At 57.0% G+C, this 25,822-nt stretch carries 30 protein-coding genes and 1 tRNA gene; 15 read left to right on the top strand and 16 right to left on the bottom strand.

All coding sequences use genetic code 11. The annotated features are described in order from the left end of the window. The first annotated feature begins 54 nt into the window (after positions 1-54). Together MK745_RS11445 and MK745_RS11440 are read left to right on the top strand one after the other, a co-directional pair. On the top strand, positions 55-678 hold the full coding sequence (locus tag MK745_RS11445; RefSeq protein ID WP_243613431.1) for an SCO family protein: 624 nt from the start codon (positions 55-57) through the stop codon (positions 676-678). 73 nt (positions 679-751) lie between these two features. Further along, the gene (locus MK745_RS11440; protein ID WP_243613430.1) at positions 752-1,306 is read left to right on the top strand and encodes an ActR/PrrA/RegA family redox response regulator transcription factor; all 555 of its coding nucleotides are present in this window, start codon (positions 752-754) and stop codon (positions 1,304-1,306) included. A 115-nt stretch (positions 1,307-1,421) separates the two neighbouring features. On the opposite strand, the gene MK745_RS11435 is transcribed toward MK745_RS11440, so the two are convergent. The 4 genes from MK745_RS11435 to MK745_RS11420 form a co-directional block, all read right to left on the bottom strand. Next, positions 1,422-1,922, bottom strand: a complete 501-nt coding sequence (locus tag MK745_RS11435; protein WP_243613429.1) for a GNAT family N-acetyltransferase — start codon at positions 1,920-1,922, stop codon at positions 1,422-1,424. A gap of 9 nt (positions 1,923-1,931) precedes the next feature. Then, the gene (locus tag MK745_RS11430; RefSeq protein WP_243613428.1) at positions 1,932-2,516 is read right to left on the bottom strand and encodes an HD domain-containing protein; all 585 of its coding nucleotides are present in this window, start codon (positions 2,514-2,516) and stop codon (positions 1,932-1,934) included. Beyond that, the gene (locus MK745_RS11425; RefSeq protein ID WP_243613427.1) at positions 2,513-3,472 is read right to left on the bottom strand and encodes a glycosyltransferase family 8 protein; all 960 of its coding nucleotides are present in this window, start codon (positions 3,470-3,472) and stop codon (positions 2,513-2,515) included. The genes MK745_RS11430 and MK745_RS11425 overlap by 4 nt, the downstream gene beginning before the upstream one ends. Before the next feature lie 68 nt (positions 3,473-3,540). Continuing rightward, positions 3,541-4,494, bottom strand: a complete 954-nt coding sequence (locus MK745_RS11420; protein WP_243613426.1) for a glycosyltransferase family 8 protein — start codon at positions 4,492-4,494, stop codon at positions 3,541-3,543. A gap of 168 nt (positions 4,495-4,662) precedes the next feature. On the opposite strand from MK745_RS11420, the gene ahcY reads away from it, so the two are divergent. The 3 genes from ahcY (at position 4,663) to MK745_RS11405 (ending at position 9,028) form a co-directional block, all read left to right on the top strand. After that, positions 4,663-6,057 carry an adenosylhomocysteinase gene (gene ahcY, locus MK745_RS11415; protein WP_243613425.1) on the top strand — a complete coding sequence of 465 codons (1,395 nt, stop codon included), beginning with the start codon at positions 4,663-4,665 and terminating at the stop codon, positions 6,055-6,057. 381 nt (positions 6,058-6,438) lie between these two features. Next, entirely contained in the window at positions 6,439-8,445 is a 2,007-nt protein-coding gene (locus MK745_RS11410; RefSeq protein ID WP_243613424.1) for a TonB-dependent receptor domain-containing protein, read from the top strand. Positions 8,446-8,686: 241 nt separating this feature from the next. After that, positions 8,687-9,028: a DUF2853 family protein gene (locus MK745_RS11405; protein WP_243613423.1), complete on the top strand. Its 342-nt coding sequence runs from the start codon at positions 8,687-8,689 to the stop codon at positions 9,026-9,028. Positions 9,029-9,260: 232 nt separating this feature from the next. On the opposite strand, the gene MK745_RS11400 is transcribed toward MK745_RS11405, so the two are convergent. From MK745_RS11400 to tsaD, 4 genes are read right to left on the bottom strand one after another with little or no spacing between them, the layout of a single operon-like run. Continuing rightward, positions 9,261-9,674, bottom strand: a complete 414-nt coding sequence (locus tag MK745_RS11400) for an EVE domain-containing protein (RefSeq protein ID WP_243613422.1) — start codon at positions 9,672-9,674, stop codon at positions 9,261-9,263. Then, entirely contained in the window at positions 9,674-9,943 is a 270-nt protein-coding gene (locus tag MK745_RS11395) for a YciI family protein (RefSeq protein ID WP_243613421.1), read from the bottom strand. Before MK745_RS11395 ends, MK745_RS11400 begins: the two co-directional genes overlap by 1 nt. After that, positions 9,940-10,905, bottom strand: coding sequence for an NAD(P)H-dependent glycerol-3-phosphate dehydrogenase (locus tag MK745_RS11390; protein WP_243613420.1), 966 nt, complete (start codon positions 10,903-10,905; stop codon positions 9,940-9,942). The genes MK745_RS11395 and MK745_RS11390 overlap by 4 nt, the downstream gene beginning before the upstream one ends. After that, on the bottom strand, positions 10,902-12,005 hold the full coding sequence (gene tsaD, locus MK745_RS11385) for a tRNA (adenosine(37)-N6)-threonylcarbamoyltransferase complex transferase subunit TsaD (RefSeq protein WP_243613419.1): 1,104 nt from the start codon (positions 12,003-12,005) through the stop codon (positions 10,902-10,904). Before tsaD ends, MK745_RS11390 begins: the two co-directional genes overlap by 4 nt. A 58-nt stretch (positions 12,006-12,063) precedes the next feature. Here tsaD and MK745_RS11380 point away from each other — a divergent pair, with 58 nt between their 5' ends. The 7 genes from MK745_RS11380 to MK745_RS19835 all read left to right on the top strand — a co-directional run bounded on the left by MK745_RS11380 (position 12,064) and on the right by MK745_RS19835 (position 19,766). Further along, positions 12,064-12,801, top strand: coding sequence for a uroporphyrinogen-III synthase (locus MK745_RS11380; protein ID WP_243613418.1), 738 nt, complete (start codon positions 12,064-12,066; stop codon positions 12,799-12,801). A gap of 51 nt (positions 12,802-12,852) precedes the next feature. After that, the gene (locus tag MK745_RS11375; protein ID WP_243613417.1) at positions 12,853-14,064 is read left to right on the top strand and encodes a hypothetical protein; all 1,212 of its coding nucleotides are present in this window, start codon (positions 12,853-12,855) and stop codon (positions 14,062-14,064) included. 14 nt (positions 14,065-14,078) lie between these two features. Then, a complete protein-coding gene (locus tag MK745_RS11370) occupies positions 14,079-15,614 on the top strand; it encodes a heme biosynthesis protein HemY (protein WP_243613416.1) in 1,536 nt (511 codons plus the stop codon). Positions 15,615-15,658: 44 nt separating this feature from the next. Then, a tRNA-Thr gene (locus MK745_RS11365) sits at positions 15,659-15,734 on the top strand. Between the two features lie 198 nt (positions 15,735-15,932). After that, positions 15,933-17,360, top strand: coding sequence for a tyrosine-type recombinase/integrase (locus MK745_RS11360; RefSeq protein WP_243613415.1), 1,428 nt, complete (start codon positions 15,933-15,935; stop codon positions 17,358-17,360). 400 nt (positions 17,361-17,760) lie between these two features. Then, a complete protein-coding gene (locus MK745_RS11355) occupies positions 17,761-19,230 on the top strand; it encodes a tyrosine-type recombinase/integrase (RefSeq protein WP_243613414.1) in 1,470 nt (489 codons plus the stop codon). Between the two features lie 104 nt (positions 19,231-19,334). Further along, positions 19,335-19,766 (top strand): thermonuclease family protein, encoded by a 432-nt coding sequence (locus MK745_RS19835; RefSeq protein WP_347813651.1) that lies wholly within the window; start codon positions 19,335-19,337, stop codon positions 19,764-19,766. Between the two features lie 48 nt (positions 19,767-19,814). On the opposite strand, the gene MK745_RS11345 is transcribed toward MK745_RS19835, so the two are convergent. From MK745_RS11345 to MK745_RS11315, 7 genes are all read right to left on the bottom strand, one after another. Then, entirely contained in the window at positions 19,815-20,525 is a 711-nt protein-coding gene (locus MK745_RS11345; RefSeq protein WP_243613412.1) for a hypothetical protein, read from the bottom strand. A gap of 8 nt (positions 20,526-20,533) precedes the next feature. After that, positions 20,534-20,884 carry a hypothetical protein gene (locus tag MK745_RS11340; protein WP_243613411.1) on the bottom strand — a complete coding sequence of 117 codons (351 nt, stop codon included), beginning with the start codon at positions 20,882-20,884 and terminating at the stop codon, positions 20,534-20,536. 575 nt (positions 20,885-21,459) lie between these two features. Next, positions 21,460-21,966 carry a hypothetical protein gene (locus tag MK745_RS11335; protein ID WP_243613410.1) on the bottom strand — a complete coding sequence of 169 codons (507 nt, stop codon included), beginning with the start codon at positions 21,964-21,966 and terminating at the stop codon, positions 21,460-21,462. Positions 21,967-22,027: 61 nt separating this feature from the next. Further along, a complete protein-coding gene (locus MK745_RS11330; protein ID WP_243613409.1) occupies positions 22,028-22,279 on the bottom strand; it encodes a hypothetical protein in 252 nt (83 codons plus the stop codon). 43 nt (positions 22,280-22,322) lie between these two features. After that, positions 22,323-22,562, bottom strand: a complete 240-nt coding sequence (locus tag MK745_RS11325; RefSeq protein ID WP_243613408.1) for a hypothetical protein — start codon at positions 22,560-22,562, stop codon at positions 22,323-22,325. Then, the gene (locus MK745_RS11320; protein ID WP_243613407.1) at positions 22,559-22,783 is read right to left on the bottom strand and encodes a hypothetical protein; all 225 of its coding nucleotides are present in this window, start codon (positions 22,781-22,783) and stop codon (positions 22,559-22,561) included. Before MK745_RS11320 ends, MK745_RS11325 begins: the two co-directional genes overlap by 4 nt. Further along, entirely contained in the window at positions 22,780-22,986 is a 207-nt protein-coding gene (locus tag MK745_RS11315) for a hypothetical protein (RefSeq protein ID WP_243613406.1), read from the bottom strand. Before MK745_RS11315 ends, MK745_RS11320 begins: the two co-directional genes overlap by 4 nt. 42 nt (positions 22,987-23,028) lie before the next feature. On the opposite strand from MK745_RS11315, the gene MK745_RS19830 reads away from it, so the two are divergent. The 3 genes from MK745_RS19830 (at position 23,029) to MK745_RS11305 (ending at position 24,816) form a co-directional block, all read left to right on the top strand. Then, on the top strand, positions 23,029-23,340 hold the full coding sequence (locus MK745_RS19830; RefSeq protein WP_347813650.1) for a helix-turn-helix domain-containing protein: 312 nt from the start codon (positions 23,029-23,031) through the stop codon (positions 23,338-23,340). Positions 23,341-23,423: 83 nt separating this feature from the next. Then, positions 23,424-24,568, top strand: a protein-coding gene (locus MK745_RS11310) for an IS3 family transposase (protein ID WP_243613405.1) whose coding sequence is annotated in 2 segments (ribosomal slippage) — positions 23,424-23,664 and positions 23,664-24,568 — 1,146 coding nt in all. Because the reading frame shifts where the segments join, the coding sequence is not laid out codon by codon here. A gap of 20 nt (positions 24,569-24,588) precedes the next feature. Further along, positions 24,589-24,816 carry a hypothetical protein gene (locus tag MK745_RS11305; RefSeq protein WP_243613404.1) on the top strand — a complete coding sequence of 76 codons (228 nt, stop codon included), beginning with the start codon at positions 24,589-24,591 and terminating at the stop codon, positions 24,814-24,816. A gap of 443 nt (positions 24,817-25,259) precedes the next feature. On the opposite strand, the gene MK745_RS11300 is transcribed toward MK745_RS11305, so the two are convergent. Further along, the gene (locus MK745_RS11300) at positions 25,260-25,709 is read right to left on the bottom strand and encodes a hypothetical protein (RefSeq protein WP_243613403.1); all 450 of its coding nucleotides are present in this window, start codon (positions 25,707-25,709) and stop codon (positions 25,260-25,262) included. Positions 25,710-25,822: the final 113 nt, after the last annotated feature.

Raw genomic sequence — 25,822 nt, 5'->3', positions numbered from 1 at the left:
GCCGTGCAATTGTTAGGTGTCGTGCGTCCACCAATCAACCAAGGATAAAGCACCATGTCGCGCAGTATCTCTATTGTGGCTCTCGTTCTGGTTATCGGGGCGCTCGGTGCGTCTTGGTACGTGACACGCACCCCCGAAAGCGACGACCAGTTTGCGCAATGTCGGATGGGTGCGGTTGCCGGTGGAAGCTCAGTCATTGGTGGGCCGTTCGAGCTTGTGTCTGAGACGGGTGAGACGGTAACCGACAAGGACGTGATCACCGAGCCGTCCCTGCTCTACTTCGGGTATACGTTCTGCCCGGATGTCTGTCCGCTTGATACGGCACGTAACGCGGAGGCGATCACGCTTCTCGAAGAGCGTGGCCAGATGGTTCAGCCGGTCTTTATCTCGGTCGACTCTGATCGCGATACGCCGGAAACCATGGCGGAGTTCACCGACATCATGCATCCCCGCATGCTTGGTTTGACGGGGTCGGCGGAGCAAGTCAAAGCCGCGAGCCAGGCCTACCGGACCTACTACAAGAAGCAAGATGATGGTGATCCGGAGTACTTCCTGATCGACCACTCGACCTTCTCCTATCTGGTCCTGCCTGAGCATGGGTTTGTCGAGTATTTCAAGCGCGACCTGACGCCGGAGCAGATGGCGGACAGGATTGGGTGTTTCATTTCAAAGATGTAGTGATGCCGCATCGTTTGACCCACCGCGTCTCGCAAGCTAATACTTGGGAAATTCGTTGGGAGAACAAGAACGAATGGCGGGAGACAACATGAAAGAACTCGGTTCGGACAAGTCGCTTCTTCTGGTCGACGACGACGAACCGTTTCTGCGTCGGCTTGCTAAGGCTATGGAAAAGCGTGGTTTCGAGGTCGAGACTGCGGGGTCCGTGGCGGCGGGTAAGGCGATTGCAACGGCGCGTCCACCTGCTTATGCGGTTGTCGATCTGCGGCTTGAAGATGGCAACGGGCTCGACGTGGTCGAGGTGTTGCGAGAGAAGCGCGAGGACTGTCGCGTTGTTGTTCTGACGGGCTATGGCGCGATCGCGACGGCGGTGGCGGCGGTCAAGATCGGAGCCACGGATTATCTCTCTAAGCCCGCGGATGCGCAGGATATTATGAACGCGTTGCTGAGTTCCGAGGACGAGCTTCCGCCCCCGCCGGAGAACCCGATGAGCGCGGACCGCGTGCGTTGGGAACATATCCAGCGGGTGTATGAGCTATGTGACCGGAATGTCTCGGAAACGGCGCGGCGGCTCAACATGCATCGTCGGACATTGCAGCGTATTCTCGCCAAGCGCTCGCCGCGGTAATTTCCCTGGTTTAGAGCCTAAAACCAACGTCGGTATTACGTCGGTATTGCATATGTATCGCGTCTGTGGGCGGTCTTGGCGGTGCGGATTCACGAGGCTTTCGAAAACCTTACCGTTAGTCCTTTAGATCGAACCGCTTGAGGCATTTGTCGACGGTGGACCCATCCGCCAGCGCAATCCCCTCGAGCCGCCGGTAATCGCGAAATCCCCGGCTTTGGTAGTAGGTCAGCCCGCCCGTATTGTCGGCGCGGATGTTGGCGTTGATCCAGTCATAACCAAGATCGAGCGCGGCCTGTTTCGTGGCTTCGAACAGGCGAGAACCGATGCCGAGCCCGGTTTGGCCGACCCGCACGAAGGTTGCGATGTCACAGGCATCGGGCGGCAGATCAGGATAAGGCCCGATCCATTGGAACCCGAGGCAGGTGCCAGATTCATCCTCGGCCAGATGCCAAGCACCACGATCACCATGTCCGGCCATCTTCTCGGCGAGATAGGTGCCGGTGACGGGGTCGGTCAGCGCGGTGGTGCCCCCTTGCGCGATGATTTCATTCAGTAGCTCTGCCATGAGGCGGGCATCGGAAGTGCTTGCGCGGCGAATATGGATCGTCTTGGACATGATCGGAACCTATATTTCTGCCAGCAGAGCGCTATGACGTTCAGTGAAGCAACGCCGAACCTCGACCGGCGGGCGCAGGCGGATGGAGAGGCCCTTGGTCAGCTTGTGATCGAGCTTGCCGAAGATCTTGTTGGCTTCTGCGACGGTGAAGCCGGCGATCTCGGTCGCCTCTAGCCAAGCGCTCAGAGTGTCGGCCTTCTTGATCTGGCGTTTTATCTGAACCGGAGTCGTCGCGGGCAGGCCGAAGCGGATATGGATCGCCGCAGCAAGCCGTTTGTCGAGTTCGTTGTAGCCCGGGCCAACAGCGGCCTTCACCGGAGAGATCATATCACCGATCACGTATTCCGGCGCATCATGCAAGAGCGCGGCCAGGCGCCATTTGGCTGGGGCGGCGGGGTTCATCCGCGTGAAGATCTCTTCGACAAGCAACGAATGCTCGGCCACGGAATAGGCGAAGTCACCATGGGTCTGGCCGTTCCATCGGGCCACAAAGGCAAGCCCGTGGGCGATGTCCTCAATCTCGATATCAACCGGAGTCGGGTCAAGCAGGTCGAGCCTTCGGCCCGAGAGCATACGTTGCCATGCGCGGCTCATGTAAACACCTCAAAATCGTCTCTAAACCGGCCAGAAAGAGGCCTAAGCTGCCGTGTCAGGCGCAGATCGTCATAGCGCATTTTCAGCGCGATACGCGCCTTGCCAAGGCGGGAATGCGACGGCACTTCTGGTTGTGGCCTGTCTGGGAAGTGAGCGGCCATGAAATCGGCATAGCCTTTGACGATCTCGCTTGGATAGTGCAGCTGGTTGCCGTTCGTATTGTAGGGCTTATAGGGGCCGACATAGTGAATGATGCGCGGCGCGGCCTCTGCGGTAAAGCGATGATACCAGAGTGCGCCTTGCCAATTCCAATGCGGGTGAAGCTCGGCCCATTCATGGCGCAGAGTCAGGTTCACCAGCGATTGATCGTGGTGGATGAAGGGCGCCATTGTCTCGTTTGTGCGCAAGAGGCGTGCGAGAAGGCCACGGCGATTGAACGCTTCGGTGTCGATTAGCATCACGCCGCCGTTCATGTAGGCCCCGCGACCAAGATCGCGTGATTTGAATTCGTGGATGGATCGGTCGATCTCCGTCCATTGCTGTTTGTCACGCACGCCGCCGATTGCATGCGGTCCAAGGTCAAGCAGATCGAAGTCCGAGAGGCTGGGATCGACGATATCTGTGTCGGTATCGACATAGAGGATGCGCTCATAGGTGTCGGCAAAGGCTTTGGGGAGCCAGAGGCGGAGAAAGGCGGTGATCGGGAGATGCCTTTCGCGCACGCCTGCGGCCTTCAGATGGTCGGTATAGTCCAGATGAACGGGTTTGATCCCGAGATCGAGAAAATACCGCGGCAAACCGATCGGGCTCAGGCTACAGACGAGGATATCAAACCGGCGGTCGGGATTGAGCAGAGCAGCCCGTGACGCGCTAAAGAGCGCGCTTGGCAACGCGTTGTCATCTGCGCAGTAGATGAGGGCATTCTGATGCTCTGGGTCAACGTGCGCAGGTTTCATGTTGGGCCTTCCGGATTTGCCCGCAATGGGTATCGCAGGGTCGCTGCTGTCGCAACGGTGTTCATGCCTCAGAGGCGGGTCTCAAAGGCATCGGTATGGCGCTTCAACAGTTTGCGGAAGTGACGATATGCGAGGGCGCTATCGACGAGACCCTTGATTTGGGCGGGGATCGACGGACGTAGCCCGCCGTAGTGATTGGTCTCAAATCGGTGAATGCTGTCTTCAAGGGAGAGGAAGGTGGCGTACTCCTCGACAATGGGACCGGAGAAATTTGTTGGGCGTCGAGCCGCGTCCCATGGTTTCGGGGCACCTCCGAAATGGTGCAGGAGGGGATCTGCACGCTCTGTCAGTCCGGGAAAACGGCTTGTCCATTGCCAGTTCCAACGCGGCGAGAGTTCTGCCCAGTGCCCCTTGGTCGCGAGGTTGATGAGCGATTGGTCATGGTGTTGAAGCTTGGCCCCTGCCCTATGGATTTCCAGCATCTGACCAAGAAGATTAAGCGCATTGTAGCCTTCGACATCGAACAGACAGACCCCCGCGTTGAGATAGCGCCGGACGTTCATCCCCTGCGCCGCGAAGTCGAGAATAGGGCGGTTCGGGTTCTCCCACTGCATCTTGTCGAGTGCGGCGGCGAGCGCGTGCGGGCCAAGATCCACTTCGAAGAGGTGAGACAGGTCTGGGGAGACGAGATAGGTATCGGCGTCGAGGTAGAGGAGGCGGTCATAGCGCAGCCTCAGCGCGTCCGGGAGCCAAAGGCGCAGATAGGTGATCAGCGGTAGCCAGATCTGTGGCAGGTTCTCGGCGCTGATCTTGTCGTGCAGGTCAAAAACCACGTTGCGGATACCTAAGGCAGATAGGTGCGCAGGAATGGCGAGCGGCTCAAAGCTACAGATCAGGATGTCGAAATCGCGCGGCTTTGCGACGGTGGCGACTTTCCACGCAGAGAATAGAGCAATCGCGCGTTCACGCTCGTCTACGGTATAGACGAGAGCCTTGCGCATGGTCGAAGACGGATTGTCCACGGGGATCTCCGGTCTTTTTCCAGGCAAGTATGTCCTGTGGGGGGCGTATGTGACAATCCCTGAGGGTGGTTTGCCTTTCATCCCCGTGTCGCGCGGGCCCGCCATTGTCCAAGGGGCGGGTCGGTGCTATCTGGTGCGCAAAGCTATGGATCAAAGGAGCTGGGCGCGATGGCGACCGATTATATTGTCAAGGATATCAACCTCGCGGAATTTGGCCGCAAGGAGCTTGATATCGCGGAAACGGAAATGCCGGGCCTGATGGCGCTGCGCGAGGAATACGGCGACGAGAAGCCGCTTAAAGGCGCGCGCATTGCCGGATCGCTTCATATGACCATCCAGACTGCGGTTCTCATCGAGACGCTGGTTGCGCTTGGCGCGGATGTGCGCTGGGCGTCGTGCAACATCTTCTCGACCCAAGACCACGCGGCAGCAGCAATTGCTGCGGGCGGCACCCCTGTCTTTGCGGTGAAGGGCGAGACGCTTGAGGAGTATTGGGACTACGCGGACAAGATCTTCATGTTCGAAGAAGGCGGCGCGAACATGATCCTCGACGATGGCGGCGATGCGACGCTCTATATCCTGATGGGTGCGCGCGTTGAAGAAGGCGAGATCGACCTCATCGAGAACCCGCAGTCGGAAGAAGAGGTCGCCCTTTTCGCACAGATCAAAAAGCGCATGGCAGAAACCCCCGGTTGGTTTGTCAAGCAGCGTCACATGATCAAAGGTGTGACCGAGGAAACCACGACTGGTGTGCATCGTCTCTATCAGATGATGGAAAAGGGCCACCTGCCCTTCCCCGCGATCAACGTGAACGACAGTGTCACCAAGTCGAAGTTCGACAACAAGTACGGCTGTAAAGAGAGCCTCGTCGACGGCATCCGCCGCGCGACCGATACCATGATGGCTGGTAAGGTCGCCGTGGTGTGTGGTTATGGCGACGTGGGCAAGGGTTCGGCGGCGTCTCTTCGTGGTGCGGGAGCACGTGTGAAAGTGACCGAGATTGACCCGATTTGCGCGCTTCAGGCGGCAATGGATGGTTTCGAGGTTGTCACGCTTGAGGAAGCTGTTCCGACCGCGGACATCTTCATCACCACCACCGGCAACAAGGACATCATCCGCATCGAGCATATGCGCGAGATGAAGGATATGGCGATTGTCGGCAACATCGGCCATTTCGACAACGAGATTCAGGTCGCGAGCCTCAAGAACCACAAATGGACGAACATCAAGGATCAGGTGGACATGATCGAGATGCCTTCGGGCGCGCGGATCATCCTTCTTTCGGAGGGTCGCCTTCTCAACCTTGGCAACGCGACGGGGCACCCGTCCTTCGTCATGTCGGCTTCGTTCACCAACCAGGTTCTGGCGCAGATCGAGCTCTGGCTGCGTGGCGAGAACTACGAGAACGAGGTCTATATCCTGCCGAAGCATCTCGACGAGAAAGTCGCGCGTCTGCACCTTGAGCGGATCGGTGTGAAGCTTTCGCAACTGAGCCAGGAGCAGGCGGATTATATTGGCGTGTCGCCGGAAGGCCCTTTCAAGCCGGAGCACTATCGCTACTAAGCGCCTCGACAGATCAAGATGTGCCATCCGCTTGCTTGAGCGGGTGGCATTTTTTGTTTGTACCGACGTCAGAAAGCCGCATCCGAGAAAAGGTGCGGTTTCTTATGACATTTAGAACACAGATACCCTGTTTCGCTTTTGGGCCTCCCCCGCTGCGTTGACAGGGTGCCAGGCCTTGGTAAGAGAAGCGCACCAGCCAGATCTCAGGCCTTTCCCGCGTGCAGCGCCGGAAACCCCAAGACTCCAGCAATCCACATATCGAAGACCTCTCAGGTTCAATGCCCCCTCGTTCGAAGGGATTGCAACGCATTTCCCAGGCCCGGTCTCCTGCTGTCTTTTGCGCGCTTATTTGTGCGGGCAGCACGTCAAAAGGGGAATGAAATGACGTTTAAGAACAGGTTGGGCAGCACGACTGCCATTGCTCTGGGTCTGGCCGTGCTTGGCCATGCGGTGCACGCAGAAGAGCCGACAATCCTTCTTGATGCTGTGATTATCGGCTATGAGGAAGACGGCACACCGATCACCGCCGGAAGCAACACCACCGGTCTTGATGCAGAAGACCTTACCGCGCAGGGCGGCACGATCGCGATCGATGATATCCTACGCACCCAGACCTCGGTTTTCACCCAGCATGACCCGGCCAACCCCGGCGTCGCAGTGAACATCCGCGGGTTCGAAGGCTCCGGCCGGGTATCGACCATGGTCGACGGGGTGCCACAGAACTTCCGCTACACCGGGCACGCGGCGCAAGGGTTGACCTATGTCGATGAGAACCTCCTAGCGGGGATCGATATCACGCGTGGCGCGACGACAACGAAGGGCGGCGGCGGTATCGCCGGATCGGTCAACTTCCGCACGATCTCGGCGCGGGATGTGGTCGATGGCGAAGGTTTCGGCGGCCTGCTGCGGTTTAGCTATGGCAACAACCAGAATAGCAAGTCGTCGATGATTGCGACGGCCTATGCCGACGATACGGCCGAGGCGCTTGTCGCGTTTAGCCGTCATGACGCGGATAACTTTGAGGATGGCAGCGGCGCCACCCGCAACTTTACCTACAAGGACAACTGGTCCGGCCTGATCAAGCTTGGCTACAATCTCGACGATCGTCAGAAGATCAGCTTTTCGGCGATGCAGTACAACGCCGATTTTGCCGCGAACAGCTATGAGCAAGACCTAACCAGCAGCACGTTTACCTTTGGGTATGGCTTTAATGCGGGCGACGGTCTGATCAATCTCGATGTGAACCTGTTCCTCGCCGATATCGAGACTGAATACCTGCGATATGTCGGCACATCGCCTTTCGGTGGCGGCTCGGTCGGGCGGATCATGCAGACCCGCACGACAGGGTTTAACGCGACCAACATCTCCGAGTTTGCGCCCGGTGCCTGGGATGTTGTGAGCATCAATGGTGTTGAATACTCCCGTGACAAGCTTGCGGGTTCGAACTCGGGTGTGAACCCGGCCAATGGCGATGCGCGCCGTGCCGCGATCTTTACCGAGAATATCTTTACCCGAGGCGCATGGGAGATCACCGCCGGCTTGCGCTATGATTCCTATTCGCTTGAAGGGTCAACCACGAGCGGTACGCTTGATACCAGCCATGGCTCGCTCAATCCCAAACTCACAGTGGCTTACTGGGCGACAGATTGGTTCCAGCCTTACGCGACCATCTCGCGCGCCTCGCGGTCTCCAACGCTTCAGGAAACCATGCTTGGCGGCACGCATCCGGGCGGTGGCACCGGCGGCATGGTCGGAAACCCGGAGCTTCGCCCCGAGATTTCGACGGGCTTTGAGCTTGGCTTCAACATCGAGCGGAGCGGCCTTTTGCAGGAGGGCGACCGCCTTTCTGGGCGCGTGAACTACTATCGCATGAATGTCGAAGACTACGTGATTGCGACGCCGGGCTTCACCAACGCTTGGGGCGCAACCGGCTATGCATTTACAAACGTTCCTGGCACGACACAGACCAGCGGCGTCGAGGTTCAGCTTGATTACGAAGCAGAGCTTTATGACCTTGGGCTTTCGTTCACCAAGAACGATAGCAAGCTGCCCGCGCAGTTGGCCGGTCTCGGCACTGGGCAGTATCTCCCCGACAGCACGTGGAGCCTGCGTGCGGCGCGTCACTTCCTCGATGATACGCTGACCGTTGGCGGCCAGTACAACTATACGTCGGGTGGTCTTTATACGGCGCCTTACTCCGGGGTCGCGACGCAGCGCGATGCGAGCTACAGCCTTGTCGATATCTTCGCGAGCTACAAAGTGAACGAGAGCTTCACGGTGCACGCAAAGGTCTCGAACCTGTTCGACAAGACCTATGTTCCGTGGCTTGGCGATGACCAAACCGGCCCCGGCCGCAGCATCTATATCGGCGGCGAAGCGCGCTTCTGATCGACGCCGTAGCCCCGGCGACTTGGTTGTGGGCAAGAGGTTTGAACGGGCGGGCCGGGGAATTCCCGGCCCGTTTGCATTTCGGTGGGCGGCGATTTCATACCCCTCGAGATGGTGGGATACGGGGAAAAGACCCCGGCCATTTCCCTTGTGTGGTGAGACAGAACGTTTAACGTTGATGCCAAGCCGTGCTGGCTTTGCTACGATTTCGTGGGACTTTCCGACAAAAGGAGAATTGAAGATGGGTAAACGCGACGACTTGATTGAGAAATACGCGGATGATCTGCGCAACAAATGCGGGATGCAGCCAGACATGGATCTGTTGACGAAAGTGACCATTGGCTGTGGTCCGGCGATCTACAACGATGACGCCTCGACCGTTGCGGCGACGCAAGAGAGCGAGCTCGAGACCGTCAAAGACAACTACCTCGTCAAGAAGCTCGGTCTGTCGGATGGGCCGGAGCTCATGGATGCGATCAACAAGGTGCTCGATACCTATGGCCGCTCTGAGCGCAACAAGTACCGCGCCGTGGTCTATTACATGCTCTGCAAGCATTTCGGTAAGGAAGCCATTTACGGCTAAGTCCTCCCGAACGGTTTTCCGGAACGCCTGCTTTGGTTAAGCGGGCGTTTCTTTTTTGCGTGGGTTTCTAAAGACTTCGGATTTGGCGAAATGCGCCAGATTGGGTAATGTCAGGAAGAAGGCTAGGACGGCCGGAACCAATATACGGATCACGTGTGGTGAGTAGGGAGCACGTGGGGTAACGGAGGTTCTGGCCGGGGGTAAACGGGCAGAGCCTCCGTTTGTATTTTCCTCAGAGGCCGCCCATCTCGCAGATGATTGCCCATTCCTCGTCGCGCACTGGCTGTACCGAGAGGCGCGAGTTCTTCACCAACACCATTTCGGCAAGGCGCGGATCGGACTTGATCATGTCGAGGCTGACAGGATTGGGCACGCTTTCAACGGCCTTGATATCGACGCATTCCCAGCGGGGATCATCGGTTGTGGAATCCGGATGGACCTCGGCGATGACCTCAACAATCCCGACGACGGATTTCTCCTTGAGCGAGTGATAGAAGAAGCCGCGATCGCCGATCTTCATCTCGCGCATGAAATTGCGGGCCTGATAGTTGCGCACGCCATCCCATTCCTCGCCGGCATCTCCCTTGGCAAGCTGATCCTGCCAGCCCCAAGTGTTTGGTTCGGATTTGAAGAGCCAATATGCCATCAGCCCAGAACCTTGTTCCATGGCTTGAGGTCAACCGATTCAAAGAGATCGGCCTTTTTATAGGGGTCTTTGGCTGCCCAGTCCTGTGCCTCTTCGAGCGTCATGTTCAGGATCACGAGAGAGCCGCACATCTCGCCGTTCTCGTCCAGAAACGGACCGGCCATCTCCACGGCGTCGGTTGCTTTGAGATAGGCGACATGGGCGTCGCGGTTGGCCTTGCGAATGTCGAGCGCGCCGGGTTTGTCTTTGGCGATGAGGGCGATTTTCATGCGTGTTCCTCTTTTGGGGGGCGGGAAAGCAGGTGTTCCATGGCCTGCTGAATCTCAAGGGAGCCGTCGAGAAGCGCAGTCACGGCGGCAGTAATCGGCATGTCGATGCCAAGCGCGTTGGCGCGGTCAAGCACGGCGCGGGCAGTTGTGGCGCCCTCAACCGTTATTGACGGATCAAAGGGCTCACCGCGTCCAAGGGACAGACCGAAGCGGTAATTTCGCGACAGATCGGAGGTGCAGGTCAGGGCGAGATCGCCAAACCCAGAAAGCCCGGCGAGCGTCTCGGCGCGCGCACCAAGGGCACCGGCCATGCGCTTCATCTCGGCATAGCCGCGGGTCATGAGTGCGGCGCGGGCGCTTTCGCCCAGCTCCGCGCCGATGGTCGCCCCGCAGGCGATCGCGATGACGTTCTTCAAAGCTCCGCCAAGCTCGGCCCCGATGGTGTCGGTGGTGCGATAAATACGCAAGTTGGGCGTTGTTAGAGCCTGTTGCAGGGTTTTCCCAACGGCTGCGTCCTCGACGGCGAGTGTCAGGGCGGTGGGCAGACCTCGGGCGATATCGGCAGCAAAACTCGGTCCGGTGAGGATCGCGGCGGTCGCCTTGGGGGCGCAGGCCTCGATGACGGCGACAGGGCCAAGCTGTGTTGATAGCTCTACGCCTTTGCAGCAGGCGACGAGCGTGTGCCCATCTAGAAGCGGATGCGTCAGAAGCAGGTTGCGCAGGCGTTGCATCGGAACTGCGAGGAGCATCGTTCCGGCGGTGGCTTGGGTGATATCCGAGGTAACAGTGATGGCGTCCGGCAGGGTCAGGCCCGGAAGGCGACGCGCGTTTTCACGGTTTTCCTGCATGTCGCGGGCGTGATCGGGATCGCGGGACCAGAGCATGACCGGAATGCCCGTCCGGGCGAGCGAAATCGCCAGTGCGGTCCCGAAGGCTCCTGCGCCGATGACGCTTATGCTCATGCCTTGGCCCCTTTCTTGCCCGATCCGAGAAGCGCGGGCGCGGTTTGGTCGAGCGGCCAGCGCGGGCGGGCCGCCAATGTCATGTCATCTTTGGCGCCTTTGGCAAAGCGTTCAAGCCCCGCGTAAGCGATCATCGCTGCGTTATCGGTGCAAAGGGCAAGCGGAGGGGCGGTGAACGTCACGCCGCGTTCGCCACAATCAGTCTCTAACCTTGCCCGAATGGCGGTATTTGCGGCGACGCCACCAGCCACAGCGAGGAGCGGTTCGGTTGGGGTCTCGGTCAGATAGATATCGAGCGCACGGCGGGTCTTCTCGGACAGGACATCGACGACGGCGGCCTGAAAACCGGCACAGAGGTCGGCGCGGTCTTGTTCCGTGAGGCCGCCCTTTTCGGCGACGAGCGCATCGCGGGCGCGTAGGAGGGCCGTCTTGAGGCCGGAGAAAGACATGTCACATCCGGGCCGATCAAGAAGCGGGCGCGGGAAGCGAAAGCGCTTGGCGTCGCCTTTTGCGGCCTCGGACTGAACCGAGGGGCCACCGGGCTGTGGAAGACCAAGGAGGCGGGCGGTCTTGTCAAAGGCTTCGCCGGGGGCGTCATCAATCGTTCCGCCAAGGCGCGAGAAGTCTTCGGGGCCGCGCACGATCAGGAATTGGCAATGTCCGCCAGAGACCAGCAGCATCAGGTAGGGAAAGGCGACCTGATCGGTCAGTCGCGGCGTGAGCGCATGGCCCGCGAGGTGATTGACGCCGATGAGCGGGATGCCAAGGCCTGCGGAAAGCCCCTTGGCGACCATGACGCCCGAAAGGACGCCTCCGATGAGGCCCGGCCCGGCGGTCACGGCGACAGCATCAAGGTCGGCCAGTGTCAGGTTCGCCGTGGTGAGCGCCTCTTCAACGCACAAGTCAAGCTTTTCGGCATGGGCGCGGGCCGCGATCTCGGGGACGACACCGCCAAAAGCCGCGTGGAGATCGGTTTGACCTTTCACGATGGAGGCAAGAATCTCGGGGGCCAAGCCTGGTGTGGCGCGCAGGATCGCGGCGGCCGTGTCGTCACAGCTGCTTTCGAGGCCTAGGAGGATCGTTTCGGTGTTTTCGTTCATGTTCAATGCCGTTGCGCGCCCTTGCACTGGCAGGTAACACCGAAAGGAGCCCTGAACAATGCTGGCCATACTGATGCGTGATGCCCAAGTTCCGATCCTTCTAACACGTCCGCAAGACGCGTCAGAGCGGTTTGAGGCGCGTCTTCGGGCCGAGGGGATCACTGCGCCAGTGGTGATTTCACCGGTCTTGCGGATCGAACCCAGTGTGGTTTCGCTTCCTGAGCGGATGGCGGGGGCGATCTTTACATCAAAAAACGGAGTCGCCTCTGTCGAGGGGCGCGGCCTTCCGGCGTGGTGCGTCGGAGAGGCGACAGCCGCAGCGGCCAATGCCAAAGGGTGGCAGGCGCGCGCCGCGGGGGGCGATGCGGAGTCGCTCTTGCGGCGGATTCTGGCCGATGCGCCTCGTGGGCCGCTTGTTCATTTCCGTGGGGCGCACGCGCGCGGGGATGTGGCGGCGCGGCTTCAGGACGCCGGGATTGAGACCATGGATATGGTCGTTTATCGGCAGGAAGCAGAGCCGTTGAACGCCGAGGCAAAAGAGCTTTTGGGACGGGAAAAGTCCCTTATACTTCCCCTTTTTTCACCGCGCAGTGCGGCGCAGGTTGCGAAAGCGGGGCCGTTTCATGCAGCGCTTTTTATTGTCGCGATGAGCGAGGCGGTGGCAGAGGAGGCGCGCTCCCTTTCGCCAAGGCGCATGATCGTGACTCCCGAGCCGCATGCTGATTTCATGGTCGCGGGGATAAAACAGTTTGCAGATGCAGCGTGCCGCATTGAGACTGATGGGGACAGTGCCTAGACTTGAGTAAGGCGCGACACAGCGAAACCGGATTCGAAAGGGTTAGATCGGGTGGCCAAGTCAGATAAGACCGACACATCGCAAGAGACCGAACACGACGAAGACGCCGTGAAGACTGAGGAAGTCGAGAACGAGGTCACGGAGGCCGAGATCGTTGAAGAGGCGGAGGCAACCGATGAAGAGGCCCCGCTTCTAATCGAAGAACCGCAGGTGGAAGATGGGGCATCTGGCGAGGAAGAGTCTACCGAAGAGGCGACACCAGAAGAGACCCCCGCCGAAGAACAGCCGCAACCAGCAGACGCTAAGCGTGGTGGTTTTGTTCCCACGGTGATTGGTGGTGTCGTGGCGGCCGGGATCGGATTTGGCGCGGCGACCTACATGCAATCGCAGGGGCTTTTGCTTGGGGCCGATGAAGACGCGCTTGCCGCAATCGATGCACGGATCGCGGCACAACAAGAAGAAATCGACGGGCTGCGCGCAGGGCAAGGCGATATCGCCGCAAATGCGGAAAGTGCGGTTGCTGCGAGCACAGATGCCAAAGCCCTTGAAGCGCGGATTGATGGGCTTTCTGAGCGGGTCGAGTCGGTGGCGCAAGACGTTATCACGCTTGGTGCGCGCCTGACCGAAGCGGAGAAACGCCCGATGAGCGACGGTCTTTCGGCCTCGGCCATCGAAGCCTATGAGCGCGAGGTTGAAGAGCTTCGGGCGCAGGTCGCGGCGCAGCTCGAAGAGGCGGAAACGCTCAAGGCCAATAGCGAACAGACCGCGCGTAGCACGCTTGTTCAGGCGGCGCTGACGCGCGTGATGGCGGCGCTCGACTCGGGGGCGTCTTATGAGGCGGCGCTTATCGATCTCGCCAATGCGAGCGGCGAAAGCGTTCCGGCGGCCCTTGCAGATCCGGCGGCGGATGGGGTTCCGACCTTGCCCGCCCTGATCGACGCCTTCCCGGATGCCGCGCGGGCCGCGCTGGCAGAGGCGCGCAAAGACCAAAGCGCGGAAGACACCGGGAGCCGTATTGGAGCATTCCTCAAGGCGCAGCTTGGTGCACGGTCGGTGACCCCACAAGAAGGGGATGACCCGGACGCGATCCTGTCGCGCGCGGAGGCCGCCCTCAAGGGCGGGAAAATTGATGAAGCTCTGGCCGAGATCGACGCCCTTCCGCAAGAAAGCAAGGCTCAGATGGCGTCCTGGCGTGAGTCTGCAGAGATACGCGCCGCCGCACTGGCCGCCGCAGAAGCCCTTGCCCAGGGCCTGACCGATTAATCAAAGGACATTTCATGCTCTGGTCGCTTGTTAAAATCCTTCTTTTCGTTGCCGCGATTGCCGGCGTGACCTATGGCGCCGGCTGGCTCATGGAGAGCGATGGCGGTGTGATGATCACCGTCGCCGGGGTGGAATACACGCTCGGGCCGCTTCAAGCGGTGATCGCGCTCGTCGCTCTTGTGGTGCTGTGCTGGCTTCTGTTCAAGTTCGTGTCGTTTCTTGTTGCAGTGCTGAAGTTCCTGAATGGCGATGAAACGGCGATCAGCCGATATTTCGACCGCAACCGCGAGAAGAAGGGGTATCAGGCGCTGGCCGATGGTCTTTTGGCGCTTGCTTCTGGCGAGGGCGCGACGGCGATCGATAAGGCGCGCAAGGCAGAGCGTTATCTTGGCAAACCCGAACTGACCAACCTTCTGACGGCGCAGGCGGCAGAGATGTCAGGCGACCGCAAGAAGGCGACCGAGGTCTACAAGAAGCTGCTTGCCGATGACTCGACCCGCTTTGTCGGGGTGCGCGGGTTGATGAAACAGACCCTTTCCGAGGGTAAGACGGACGCGGCGCTCAAGCTTGCCAAGACGGCCTTTGCGCTCAAACCGAGACACGAAGAGACGCAGGATACGCTATTGCGGTTGCAGGCGGATACTGGCGATTGGGCCGGGGCGCGTGCAACGCTTGGCGCGAAACTGCGTCATGGCAGCCTGCCACGCGATGTGCACAAACGCCGCGATGCGGTCCTGGCGCTTTCGGAGGCCAAGGACATCCTTGATGAAGATGCGTCGGTTGAAGCGCGCGAGAAGGCGATTGAGGCGAACAAACTTTCGCCCGACCTCATCCCCGCAGCGGTGATGGCGGCACGCAGCTATATCAGCCAAGGCAAGGCGCGCAATGCCTCGCGTCTGTTGCAGAAAACATGGCAGGCCCAACCGCATCCCGATCTTGCTGCGGCCTATGCAGAGATCGCGCCGGACGAAGACCCGGCGGCGCGGATCAAGCGGTTCAAGACACTTATTAAGGGCAATAAGGACCATGCCGAGAGCCAGATGCTCATGGCAGAACTCAATATTGCGGCAGAGGATTTCCCGGAGGCGCGCCGTGCGCTGGGCGATCTTTATGAAACAGACCCGACAACCCGGTCGTTGACCATCATGGCGGCGATCGAGCGGGGCGAAGGCGCGAAGGATGCGGTTGTCAAAGGTTGGCTTGCGCGGGCCCTGACTGCGCCGCGCGGTCCGCAATGGGTCTGTGACAAGTGCCACCATATCCACGCGGATTGGGCGCCGGTTTGTGAGAACTGCAAGGCGTTCGACACGCTTGCATGGACGGCGCCGCCAGAATCGGAGGTTCGGAGCGCGACCGGGGTCGAGATGTTGCCGCTTATCGTTGGCGCGCTTGAGGATCAAAGCGACGATGACCTCGAGGATGAGGACGCCCCGATAGAGGCGGAGATCGTGGACGAGGACGATTTCGCGCCGCGAGAGCCCGACGAGGAAGAGGAAAACTATGCGCCCGAGGCGACGCCCGCGGTGCAGCCAGGCTTTGTCGAAAAATAACGCTTTTCCAGCGCGCGTCGGGGTGCTATGAGCGCCCCGCGTGTGCCGCTGTAGCTCAGCTGGTAGAGCAACGCATTCGTAATGCGTGGGTCGGGGGTTCGAGTCCCTTCAGCGGCACCAGTTACTCCAAAAAAGTATCTTGTTTACAGATGCTTGATGTTTTTTGGGTGTATTCTATCCACCCAATTATCCACCCTATCTGCACAAATACGGTCTGAAACGCGCGCAGTGGACGGCGTACAACACGACTCGAAGGCCGTGCCAATTTGCCTTCAAGAATATCGGCTATCGATTCCATGAACTTTGAAGGAGTCAGAAATGCCGAAGAAGAACCACTTAAATGACCCACAGAAGCTCCGAGCGCTTCCACCGAGAAGCGCGCCATACTGGGACACCCTCCAGTATTGCCGGCACATCGGAGTCGAGATCAGAGCAGATAGAAGAATTTGGCTGGCAAGGGTTAGAACCAAGGAAGGCAAATATCGGCAGGCTCAATTGGCAAGCTTCGACGATTGTCCGACATATGACGAAGCATTGATAAGGGCTGAAATCTGGTTTTCTTCGCCAGAAGTATCTAGGCTTGCATCTAATCCTTACCCACTTGGGGTTCGCAGAGAGCTCACATTTTGCCCTTACGGGGGCGTCTTCACTATCGGCCACGCGCTCTACGACTATGTCGAATGGAAGCGTATGGCAGCAACTCAGAACTACTTCGTATCCTTGGTGAATAGGATCAACTTCCACCTCTACCCAAGGCTTGGCTGGCTACCAGCAGAAGAACTCACACCCAACCACATAACAGAGTTTTCAAGGCAGATTCTGTCATCTCCCCCAAAAAGGGGAAACCAGAAAGTAGGTCGACCAATCAGGATCGAGACCCTTTCTTCAGAAGCACTTCGAAAGAGGAAGAAAACGCTGAATGCTCTCATTGCCATATTGAGAGGCGCTTTGAAGATGGCCTGGGAGAACCGGAAGTTCGAAGATATCCGGGTTTGGAAGTGTCTCAAGAATCTCCCGAACCAAGACAGACCTCGAGTAGAGTTCTTGTCACGCTCGGAATGCAAAAGCCTCCTTGAAAATGCGCGTCCGGAAATCAAACAGCTCATACTTGCGGGCCTATACACTGGTTGTCGGATTAGTGAGCTTGCGTCCATGAGGGTTAGGGATGTCGCCACAGAAGGTTATGGCGTCCGGATCTTCAGTGGAAAGAACCGTCGGTCGCACTTCGTTTTTCTGCCCGATGAAGGTCTAGCCTTCTTTCTTGCCTGCGTAGAGGGCAAGGAAAGCAATGATCTGGTCTTCACGAACCCGCAAGGACTCAAATGGGAAGGCTCTCAGAAAGCCCACCTCAAGGAAGCTGTTGCTGCCGCAGATTTACCCTCACACATCTCCTTCCATGTCCTGAGGCACACATACGCGACTCAGTTGGTGCAAGCAGGAGTGCCGCTATCAGTGATTGCGCAACAGCTAGGCCACGCTAGTGCTGATACCGTCAGCAGAACCTATGGCCATCTTGCGCCACAGTATCGCGAAGCAATTATTCGCAGTGCTTTTTCAAGCGTTGATGCAAACAACAAGAGATTGGCTAAGAGCATGGAAGGCCGTCTCACAGATTTATGGGAGAACGTTCAAACTCCCAATTGGCGAGACTATGGGAAGACTGAAGATGATTGGAGCTGGCCCCGCTCGAACTTCTACGAAAGCAGAGAGCAATCGTTGGGAATCTTGCCGAGAAGGGACGAGTAGTCAGTCATGCCTAGCGAGCATGTTTGACTGGGTGGCCTTGCAATTCCACAAGTTCTCGATTGGCTTCAATCGAGCCTCGATGCCCCCTCAGGCTTTATTCCTAGGGGGTCTAGCGTAGCTAAGAGTTTCCCCGACTTCGTAAGCACAGCTCGTGCTTGATCTGACAAACCATACTGCACCGCGTACTCCAATAGTGCGGTTTCCAACTCGACTATGACCTCACTCAGTTGCTTTTCTTTCGCCGAAGCCTCTGCGTTTCGCATGCGTGTGCCTATCCATTTGGTGCTTCCAACCCTACCCCAAAAAGGTTGAGGAAAAGTTAACGCGGACCGCCGAAGCTCAAAGCGCAGCTAAATTGCTAGTAACCTGAAGGCCGATGATTTTCTGAAAGGTCACTACTATGCGGAAGAAACCAAAGGAAACCTACACGGCAGAGGATATTTCGGACTGCCAATTTTCGGATCCATCATTTCTTGAGTTGTTGGAATTTCGGCAATCACCGTTCTGGTTTGCGATTAAGACCAGTAGGCACATCGGCATCCACAAACCGGATGGTAGAACTTGTAACTGGACGGCGCGGTTGCTCACTGCGGACAAGCGATACATTCAGAAGTGCTTAGGGCCTGCTTTAGACTTAGGAAGAGGAGTTGTTGGCTTTGACGAAGCTGTGCGACGAGCCTTCGAGTGGTTCAATACTGGCGAGATCCAAGCCGTTGCGAATATCACAAAACCCACTGGCCGCACTGACAAGGTTAACTTCTGCCCAATTGGAAGCACATACACTGTGGGGCATGCTTTGAAGGACTACACCGAATGGACGAAAATTGCCCGCTCAGAAGGTGGTCATTACAACAATCTCGTATTGATCAATTTCCACATCGTCCCAAGCTTAATTCACATTCCGCTAGAAGACTTTAACGCACTGCATCTAAAGAAGCTTGCCCTCCAGGTTCTGCGGACTCCACCAAAGTATGGCTTCGCAGAGCGCCAGCCGCCGGTTGATCCTGAAACACTGACACCCGACGAGATGCGCTGCCGCAAACGCAAGTTTAACTCCTTGGTAACCATTCTACGAATGGCATTCAGACACGCTTGGGATAATGGGTACATTGAGTCAGAGAGACCGTGGCGATGTTTGAAGCGCATTTCCGTAATTCATTCCCCTCGAACAGTTTTCCTTACGCGCGAAGAATGCAGCCTATTGCTGAGCTACTGCACACCAGCTCTTCGTTTGCTAGTTTTGGCAGCGCTCTACACTGGTTGCCGGGTGGGGGAATTGGGGCGACTTACTGTCGAAGATGTTGGGCGCATCGGATACGGAATCAGGGTTGGAGCGTTCAAGCGCAGCCCGGCAAGATTCGTTTTCCTGCCGGACGAGGGTATGGCGTTCTTCCTTTCCCAGTGTAAAGGCAAAGCAAACCGTGACTATGTGTTTCGAAGCGACAAGGGTGCTATCTGGAGAAAGCAACACACCAGCTTGTTTAGGCGTGCCGTCGATCAAGCGAAGTTACCTCGGGAGTTGGTATTCCATGGACTTCGACACACTTATGCGAGCGATTTGATTCGATCCGGTGTACCGCTCGACATGGTGGCACGGCAGCTAGGGCATTCCAGCACCCGAACAGTTACAGACACCTATGGCCATTTCGCAGAGCATCTCAGAGAGCGCCTGATACGCCAGTGTTTCACGGAACTAAGTGAAGTGAACGCTAACCAGTCCCGCTTGATGCGGTCAGAGCTAAACTCACTATGGAAGACTGTGCAGGCAAAGGACTGGCGAGATTACGCAAATATTCCTTTGGAGAGCACATCTCCTCAGCGGTCTTATGCACAGACTAGCCAAGAGATCCTAGAAGTCTTCGGAGCTTGATAGACAGCATCGCGCGTGCCTGCTGGTGGCGGGCGCATCGAGGAGCTATGTCTCTACCATTCGATGTGACTACCGTCGCACCCTAAGTATTTGCGGGGCTTACAATGAAACCTATCGTTGCAATATTCATGGCCGCTTGGCTGCTTTCGAGTAGCCTTACTGCGGCACAAGAACTTGTCGGTCCAGTTACCCACATCCGAGACGGAGATACGATTGAAGTCTCTCGAGTGCCGATCCGGCTAAACGGATTGAACTGTGATGAGAGAGGAACCCGGCTAGGAAACCAAGCCACAGCGGCGATGAAGAAACTGGTTTCTGGCAAGCGCCTGAACTGTCGGCTGAATGGAGAGGTCACCTATGATCGCCGTGTCGGACGCTGTTCGCTACCGGATGGGCAAGATATCGGCGCACTGATGATTGCAAACGGATACTGCGGTCGTTGTGACCGATATGATCCCTCAGGAAGCTACATCGCGGCACAGAAGAAAGCTGGCCGTTATCGCGGAAGCTTCCCGAGCTACTGCAAGCCGCGTTAGGAATCAGTGAAGGCCAACGGCCCGACAATCTTGTCTGCCTCGCTACGGTTACTTTTTTCTCCCCAGCGCCCAAGCCTCCAGATTTTGCTTTGCTTCGCTCCTTGCTGTCCAGCGCGTACGGTGTCGCTTAATCCGCATGGTCGCTTCATGCATTGCATCAAGTTCAATGCGTTCGTTCGGCAAATTATAGTGGGCTGCGCCTTCAAATAGCATAGACGCGGCAGCGTCATACACTGCTGCTGCGAATTCCTCGTGCTCATGCGATCCGAGGTAAATAACTCTCTCACCGTCCGAAATGCTGGCAGACCACTTGCCTGCGGATTTGAGGTGCTTCACTCCCTTAAACCTAGAGCTGCTATCTCGCTTTTTCCGGCGGTTGCGCATAACGGCTTGCCGCCCGACACGGTTCTCTAGGTTCGAGAGCCTGCAATCCATGGCGTTCTTGTTCTTGTAAGACACGTTCTTGATGTCTTTGATTGCCTTTTCGGGGTTCGCGAGGTGCAGTACTAAACGTGGAAGACCAACGCGTCTTCCATCAACATCAGCTGCGACTTGCACATGGTTGCCGCGCGAGACGACAGCAAACCAACGGTACCGACTCACTTCGTGAGCGAACTGTCGGTCTACGATAGCTTCCATTCCTCTTGATGTCGGGATTAGCTCGTATTCATTGTCGGCTAGCTTGGAGCATATCTGAGCGACTTCAGCACTGATTCGCCCCAAATGCCTCGCTAGTTCCTCCTTAGCAGCGTCATTCATTGCCAACCTCAGTTTTTCGGCTTCTGCGACCTATGGGCGTCCAGCACCATCTTGAAGTATTCGGGGGCCTTTTGGGTCAATGAGCCAATTTCTGGCCATGCAAAAAGGGGGTTGGAGTCTGAGGCTGTCCACTCAACGTTAAGCCATAGCATCTTGGCAAGAGCTTCAACGGAAGGTGAGCCTTTGCTCTCTGGCCAAAGGTTCACATCCAAACAAATGTCGACCTCTTCGTCATCTAAGACATAGATTTCGGCCGTCAGGGCGCCCATCCGCTCGTTCACGTTGGCTGCATCATCCAACAGCGCTAGACGCATCAAGAGTTCCACCTTGCTAGGGTCTAAGTTCATCACAAGTGCCATATTGTCACCAAATCCTCACTGCTCGTTGCCTTTCTTTCTCGCTCTTCTTCGAGTCGAACACCTTCAACCGGCGACCCCAAATTAGGGAGTGGCAGTTGATTAAACCTGAAAGGGAATAGTAGGAAAACTGCGAAGGCGCGCTGCGCATCGGCAAAAACTCCGCCAGCGCCAATCAGGTAGATACCGTAGGAAATTCCCCAGCCACTGTAGGCCAAGGTGACCTCAAGAATGCAGCCTAGTGACAGTGGAAGGGTTTGCTACCCGCGTGACAGCATTTACCAGGAGGGGAGGACTTACGACAGCCACCGCCATGCGCAATCTGGTCGTTCGAGAGAACCGACTCTTTTCCATGTGGAATTGCGGCAAACGTGGCGCTTGAAGTGGCGAAAGCAACGGCGGCTGCGAGTACTAGAAATCTCATTAGTTTCTCCTGAATCAGTCTCGTATCAAACAATGCCGTAGAACGGCATGACGCCATTTTGCGTCAATTCTCCAGCAATGCAAGTTTTGGTTGTTTTGCTCGGAGTTGATATGCTTCGCGACGTACTTGCTGACACCAATCGCTGCGCCGAATCCTATCGGTCGTGAACTCCGCTCGAACACGCTACCACTAGCGGCGGATCAGACGGAAAGCTGCGTACATCAAACCACGTGAAGACCGTTCCATCGGGGTTCCGCTTGTTGCCCCAGTGAAGGCCTTGCGGCCCCTGCCGGATAAGAGCCGCACGGAACGCATTTAGGTCTAGGAGAAACCACTTCTCTACGCCGTCCTGACGGGCGCTGGCGTGGCCATAGAACATCCAATCGCCTTTTCCGTTCACTATCTTGGAAAGTTCAGTCTCGGCCCCAGAGGGAACGCGCGAGCGAATCGTGAACTGGTGCGGGTAACGCTCTGCATATCCCGGCCTGCGAACTCTCGCTGCGATCCGCATGTCGCGGGCATCCAGCATGAGAAGATCCGTCGCCTGTTTCATGTCCAGCGGATCAGGAGCCGCTTCAAGCAAATGACTACCCACAATCCGTTTGATGTCCGGAATGAACTGATCGGACCAGCGGCGGTTTATGTCATAGTGGATGGTCATGTTTTGAAGCCTCTCGAGCTGGCGAGGTGTCTTCCCGCCAGCCCTATGCTCTCGGAGCGCTCTACGGCTGCGCCTTTGCCTGATTGCGTTCGAGCATTTCGCAACGGTCGATCAACTCACGAGCCATTTTCTCTGCGCGCTCCAGCGTGCTGCTGATACCGCGATTGCCCAGTTCCACATTTATGCAATCGTTGTCGAAGGCACAGAATGCTACTGCGATGGTGTCACGCAGAGCGTAGGCCAGTCCGCTTGCTTGATGCTCGCCGAGGTATTCATTGTCGTAGTGGATGAAATTTGTCTCTTGCTTGGTCATTGCATAGTCCCTCATGCTTGGTAGTGAGATTTATCCAGTTTGTTCATGCCGCCGCCCCATCTCTCAACGCTTTGAACTCTGCTTCATGCGACTTACTGGCCTCTTTGATCGCGCGACGAAGCGCCAAGATAACGCAATTGATAGCCGCATTCTCACCCCCGGAACGCGACAGAGCCGAATGCTGGAAAGCAAGCTGATCCAGTGCCTCAGCCAGCCCCTTGATTTCGTTAAGCGCGTGCTCGGTTTTGTACATTGTATCCAGAATGGTTTTCTTGCAGGTCATCCCGTCAACTCCGGCAAGTCTACGAAATCAAGGTCTCTGTCGATTTCCTTAATCATCCCCTCAGCGATGTAGATCAGAGCATCTTTCCCGGCTTCGCCGGATTGTGTCCTGCCTTCAAGGTCGGCAATGACTTGGATAAGGCCGGAAAGCAGACAGGTCTTTTCCTGGACGTTGTAAACATGCTTCCTCAGAGCCTTGTATGACGGGGTTTGGTCGGTCATTGCGTCAGCCTCCGCGCTTGGTTGTGCGCCTGCATAACAAGCCCCATCTCGTTGCCCATCCAGAACCAATCAAGGCTAAGGCCGTTCTCTTTGGCATAGACCAGAATGTCTTGGCTGAATGTCCGGTTCTCGCCTTCACCGTCCATGATGCGTTCGGGCGGCGTGGTGTTGGTCCACTCGGCAAAGAGAGCGAGGCGTTCCATGCTTCCAGCGGGTAGGTCAGACATATTTGAAATGGCGGGTTCATGGGTGATTGTTTTAGCCTCCAAGTTTCGGTTATGATCCCAAAAGTATCAACTTGGGTGATTGCATTGTCAATACTAAAAGTATCAATTGAGCAAGTGAAGGCAGCACGTGCGCTGCTGCGATGGTCTCAGAATGACTTGGCTGAGGCTTCTGGCGTATCGATTCCAACGGTGAAGAGGCTTGAGGCCACAACAGGCGACCTTGGTGGCAGGGCCGCAACGGTCGCAGCTATACGTTCAGCTTTAGAAACCGCTGGCGTGGAGTTCATTCCAGAGAATGGTGGCGGCGCTGGAGTGAGGTTGAGGAAGTGAGTATCGAGCTAACCAACCAAATGAGGTGCCCCTAGATTTGTAGACGTTTTGCTTGGTAATTTCGGAAGCAAAGGACGATGCAAATGTCAGGGCAAATTCGCTACTCGGATGAGTTCAAGATCGATGCGGTGGCGCAGGTCACGGAGCGGGGTTATTCGGTCAAGGAGGTGGCCGAACGGCTCGGGGTCAGCACCAAATCGCTCTACACCTGGCTGGCGCAATTTTCGAAGCCGCAGAGGCAGACTGATCAGGAGGCCGAAGTTCGCCGTCTCAAGAAAGAGCTGGCCCGGGTCACGGAGGAACGCGACATCTTAAAAAAGGCCACCGCGTACTTCGCCAGGGATGCAAAGTGAGGTACGCGTTTATCGACGCGCATCGCCAACAACATTGCGTCCGTGTTCTCTGCAAGATGCTGAGCGTCCACCCGAGCGGTTTCTATGCATGGGTTAAGGAACCGTTAAGTCAACGTGCGCAGGAAGATCGGCGTCAGACCAAGCTGGTGAAGAAGGCGTGGAAAGACAGCGGCAAGGTCTATGGATACCGCAAGATCTATGATGACCTGATCGATATGGGCGAGGTTGTATCCGAGAACCGCGTTGCCCGTCTGGCTCGGATTGCGGGCGTTCAGGCACAGATCGGCTACAAGAAGAAGCCTGGCGTTTATGGTGGAAAGCCCTCTGTCGTGGTGGACAACACGCTGGATCGTCAGTTTGCCACCAATGCGCCTGATCGGGCCTGGGTGACGGACATTACCTATCTTCGTACACACGAAGGGTTTGCGTATCTCTGCGTGGTCATCGATCTGTTCTCAAGGCGTGTCGTCGGCTGGGCCGTCCAGTCTCGCCAGACATCAGAGCTGGCTGTGCAGGCTTTGCTCATGGCGATCTGGCGGAGAAAGCCTGGACCAGGCCTGCTGATCCACTCCGACCAAGGCGCGCAATTTACAAGCCGTGAATGGGCAGCGTTCCTGCGCGAACATGGATTGGAACACTCGATGAGCCGCAGGGGCAATTGCCATGACAACGCAGTGGCCGAGAGTTTCTTTCAGCTCTTGAAGCGGGAGAAGGTCAGGCGGCGAAAATACCGCACCCGTGAGGAAGCGCGGCGAGACGTCTTTGAATACATCGAGCTGTTCTACAACCCAAAACGCAAGCACACGAACAACGGCATGCTGTCGCCCGTTGACTTCGAAGAAAGACAGCGCAAACTGGAAAAGGCAGGTGTCTAGGAAACTAGGGGCACCTCAAAATGATAGAGGCTCTGAAGATCCTACGCTTCGAATGTGACTATGAAGATTGTCACAAAGGGGAAGCAGAAAGCTTCATAATGCGAGAAAAACTGTCTCCAGGCATTGGAGATCAGACCATCTGCAAATTAGAAGCTCTGGGCTTCATTCAAGCTGGGACAGTTACATGGCTGAATGAAAAGGGCTACCGTATTACCGCTTCAGGTCGCGAAGCATTAAAGCACTACTAGTTCCTCATGAAGCGAGGCCGAGTTCCTTCGAAGTCACGGCCTTATGTATCAAACGCACCAAGTATTGTGAATCCCTCTGGCCCACGTCCTGCTATTCTACCCCCATGCAGGACAGAACCATAAACAACGCGCTTCTGGCGCTATACCGGAAGGGCGAAGGACTGGAACACGTTGAGGCGCTTATGGCCATGCGTGGCGTCCAGAAACCTGCTATCATGCACGACAGGCCGCTATCGCGTGGCAAGAGCAAGCGTCTGGCCCTATCCATGCTGCCCTGCACGTCCTCAGAACTCGCAGACGTGATACAAGAGCGAGTGGCAGGGATTAGCCGCAAGAGCGCGGTGCAGCGGGCTTATATGGCGCTACTGAGGCTTGAGAGTGCTGGTGTGGTGAAGCGTGAGGGAAGGGTGTGGAAGCTGGCCCCGTAGGGCCAGCAGTTGAGTCTATGCCGCGTCTGGCTTCGGCAGCAGGAATGGCAAATACTCAAGAGCGGCCGGGTCTTTTGCCTCAAAGTAAGCCTGCGCCTTGTTGGGCAACCATACTTCAAAAAAATGAGTCCTGAACGCTGGCAGCAATTCATTAGGATACGCCTTAGGGTACACAATTCGCCCATCTTCGAAATCGTGTCTGTATGTCGGTAGTGCGTCAGTGTCTACGTGCAAAACGTCTCGCAAGAACTTGCAGAACATACGGCCCTCGGAAATGTCAGGCAGCATATTTTCGGGCAACACATAGCCGCGTGACTCCATTGGTCCGATGAGACCAACCATCATCTCTTGCAGCATCGACCAGTGGCCATAAGGAACGTTTTGCAGGTTCGTTGTGTAGCGCTTTAGGTGGTAGCTGTACCCATTCTGAGCGCCTTGCCCACTCAACCAATTGATCCGCCCCACTTGAGTGGTCCAATTTGATTGTTAGTGCATGATCGGCCTTTGGTCCATCTGGATGATGGTTTCGGGGGCCGGTGGGCGATAGCCCAGAGCACTGTGGGGTCGTTTCGTATTGA

Origin of the sequence: Shimia aestuarii (assembly GCF_022814865.1) — a bacterium.
Classification (GTDB): domain Bacteria; phylum Pseudomonadota; class Alphaproteobacteria; order Rhodobacterales; family Rhodobacteraceae; genus Shimia; species Shimia aestuarii_A.
Note: the sequence above shows the minus strand (reverse complement) of the source record. Positions and strands in the feature narration are given on the sequence as shown.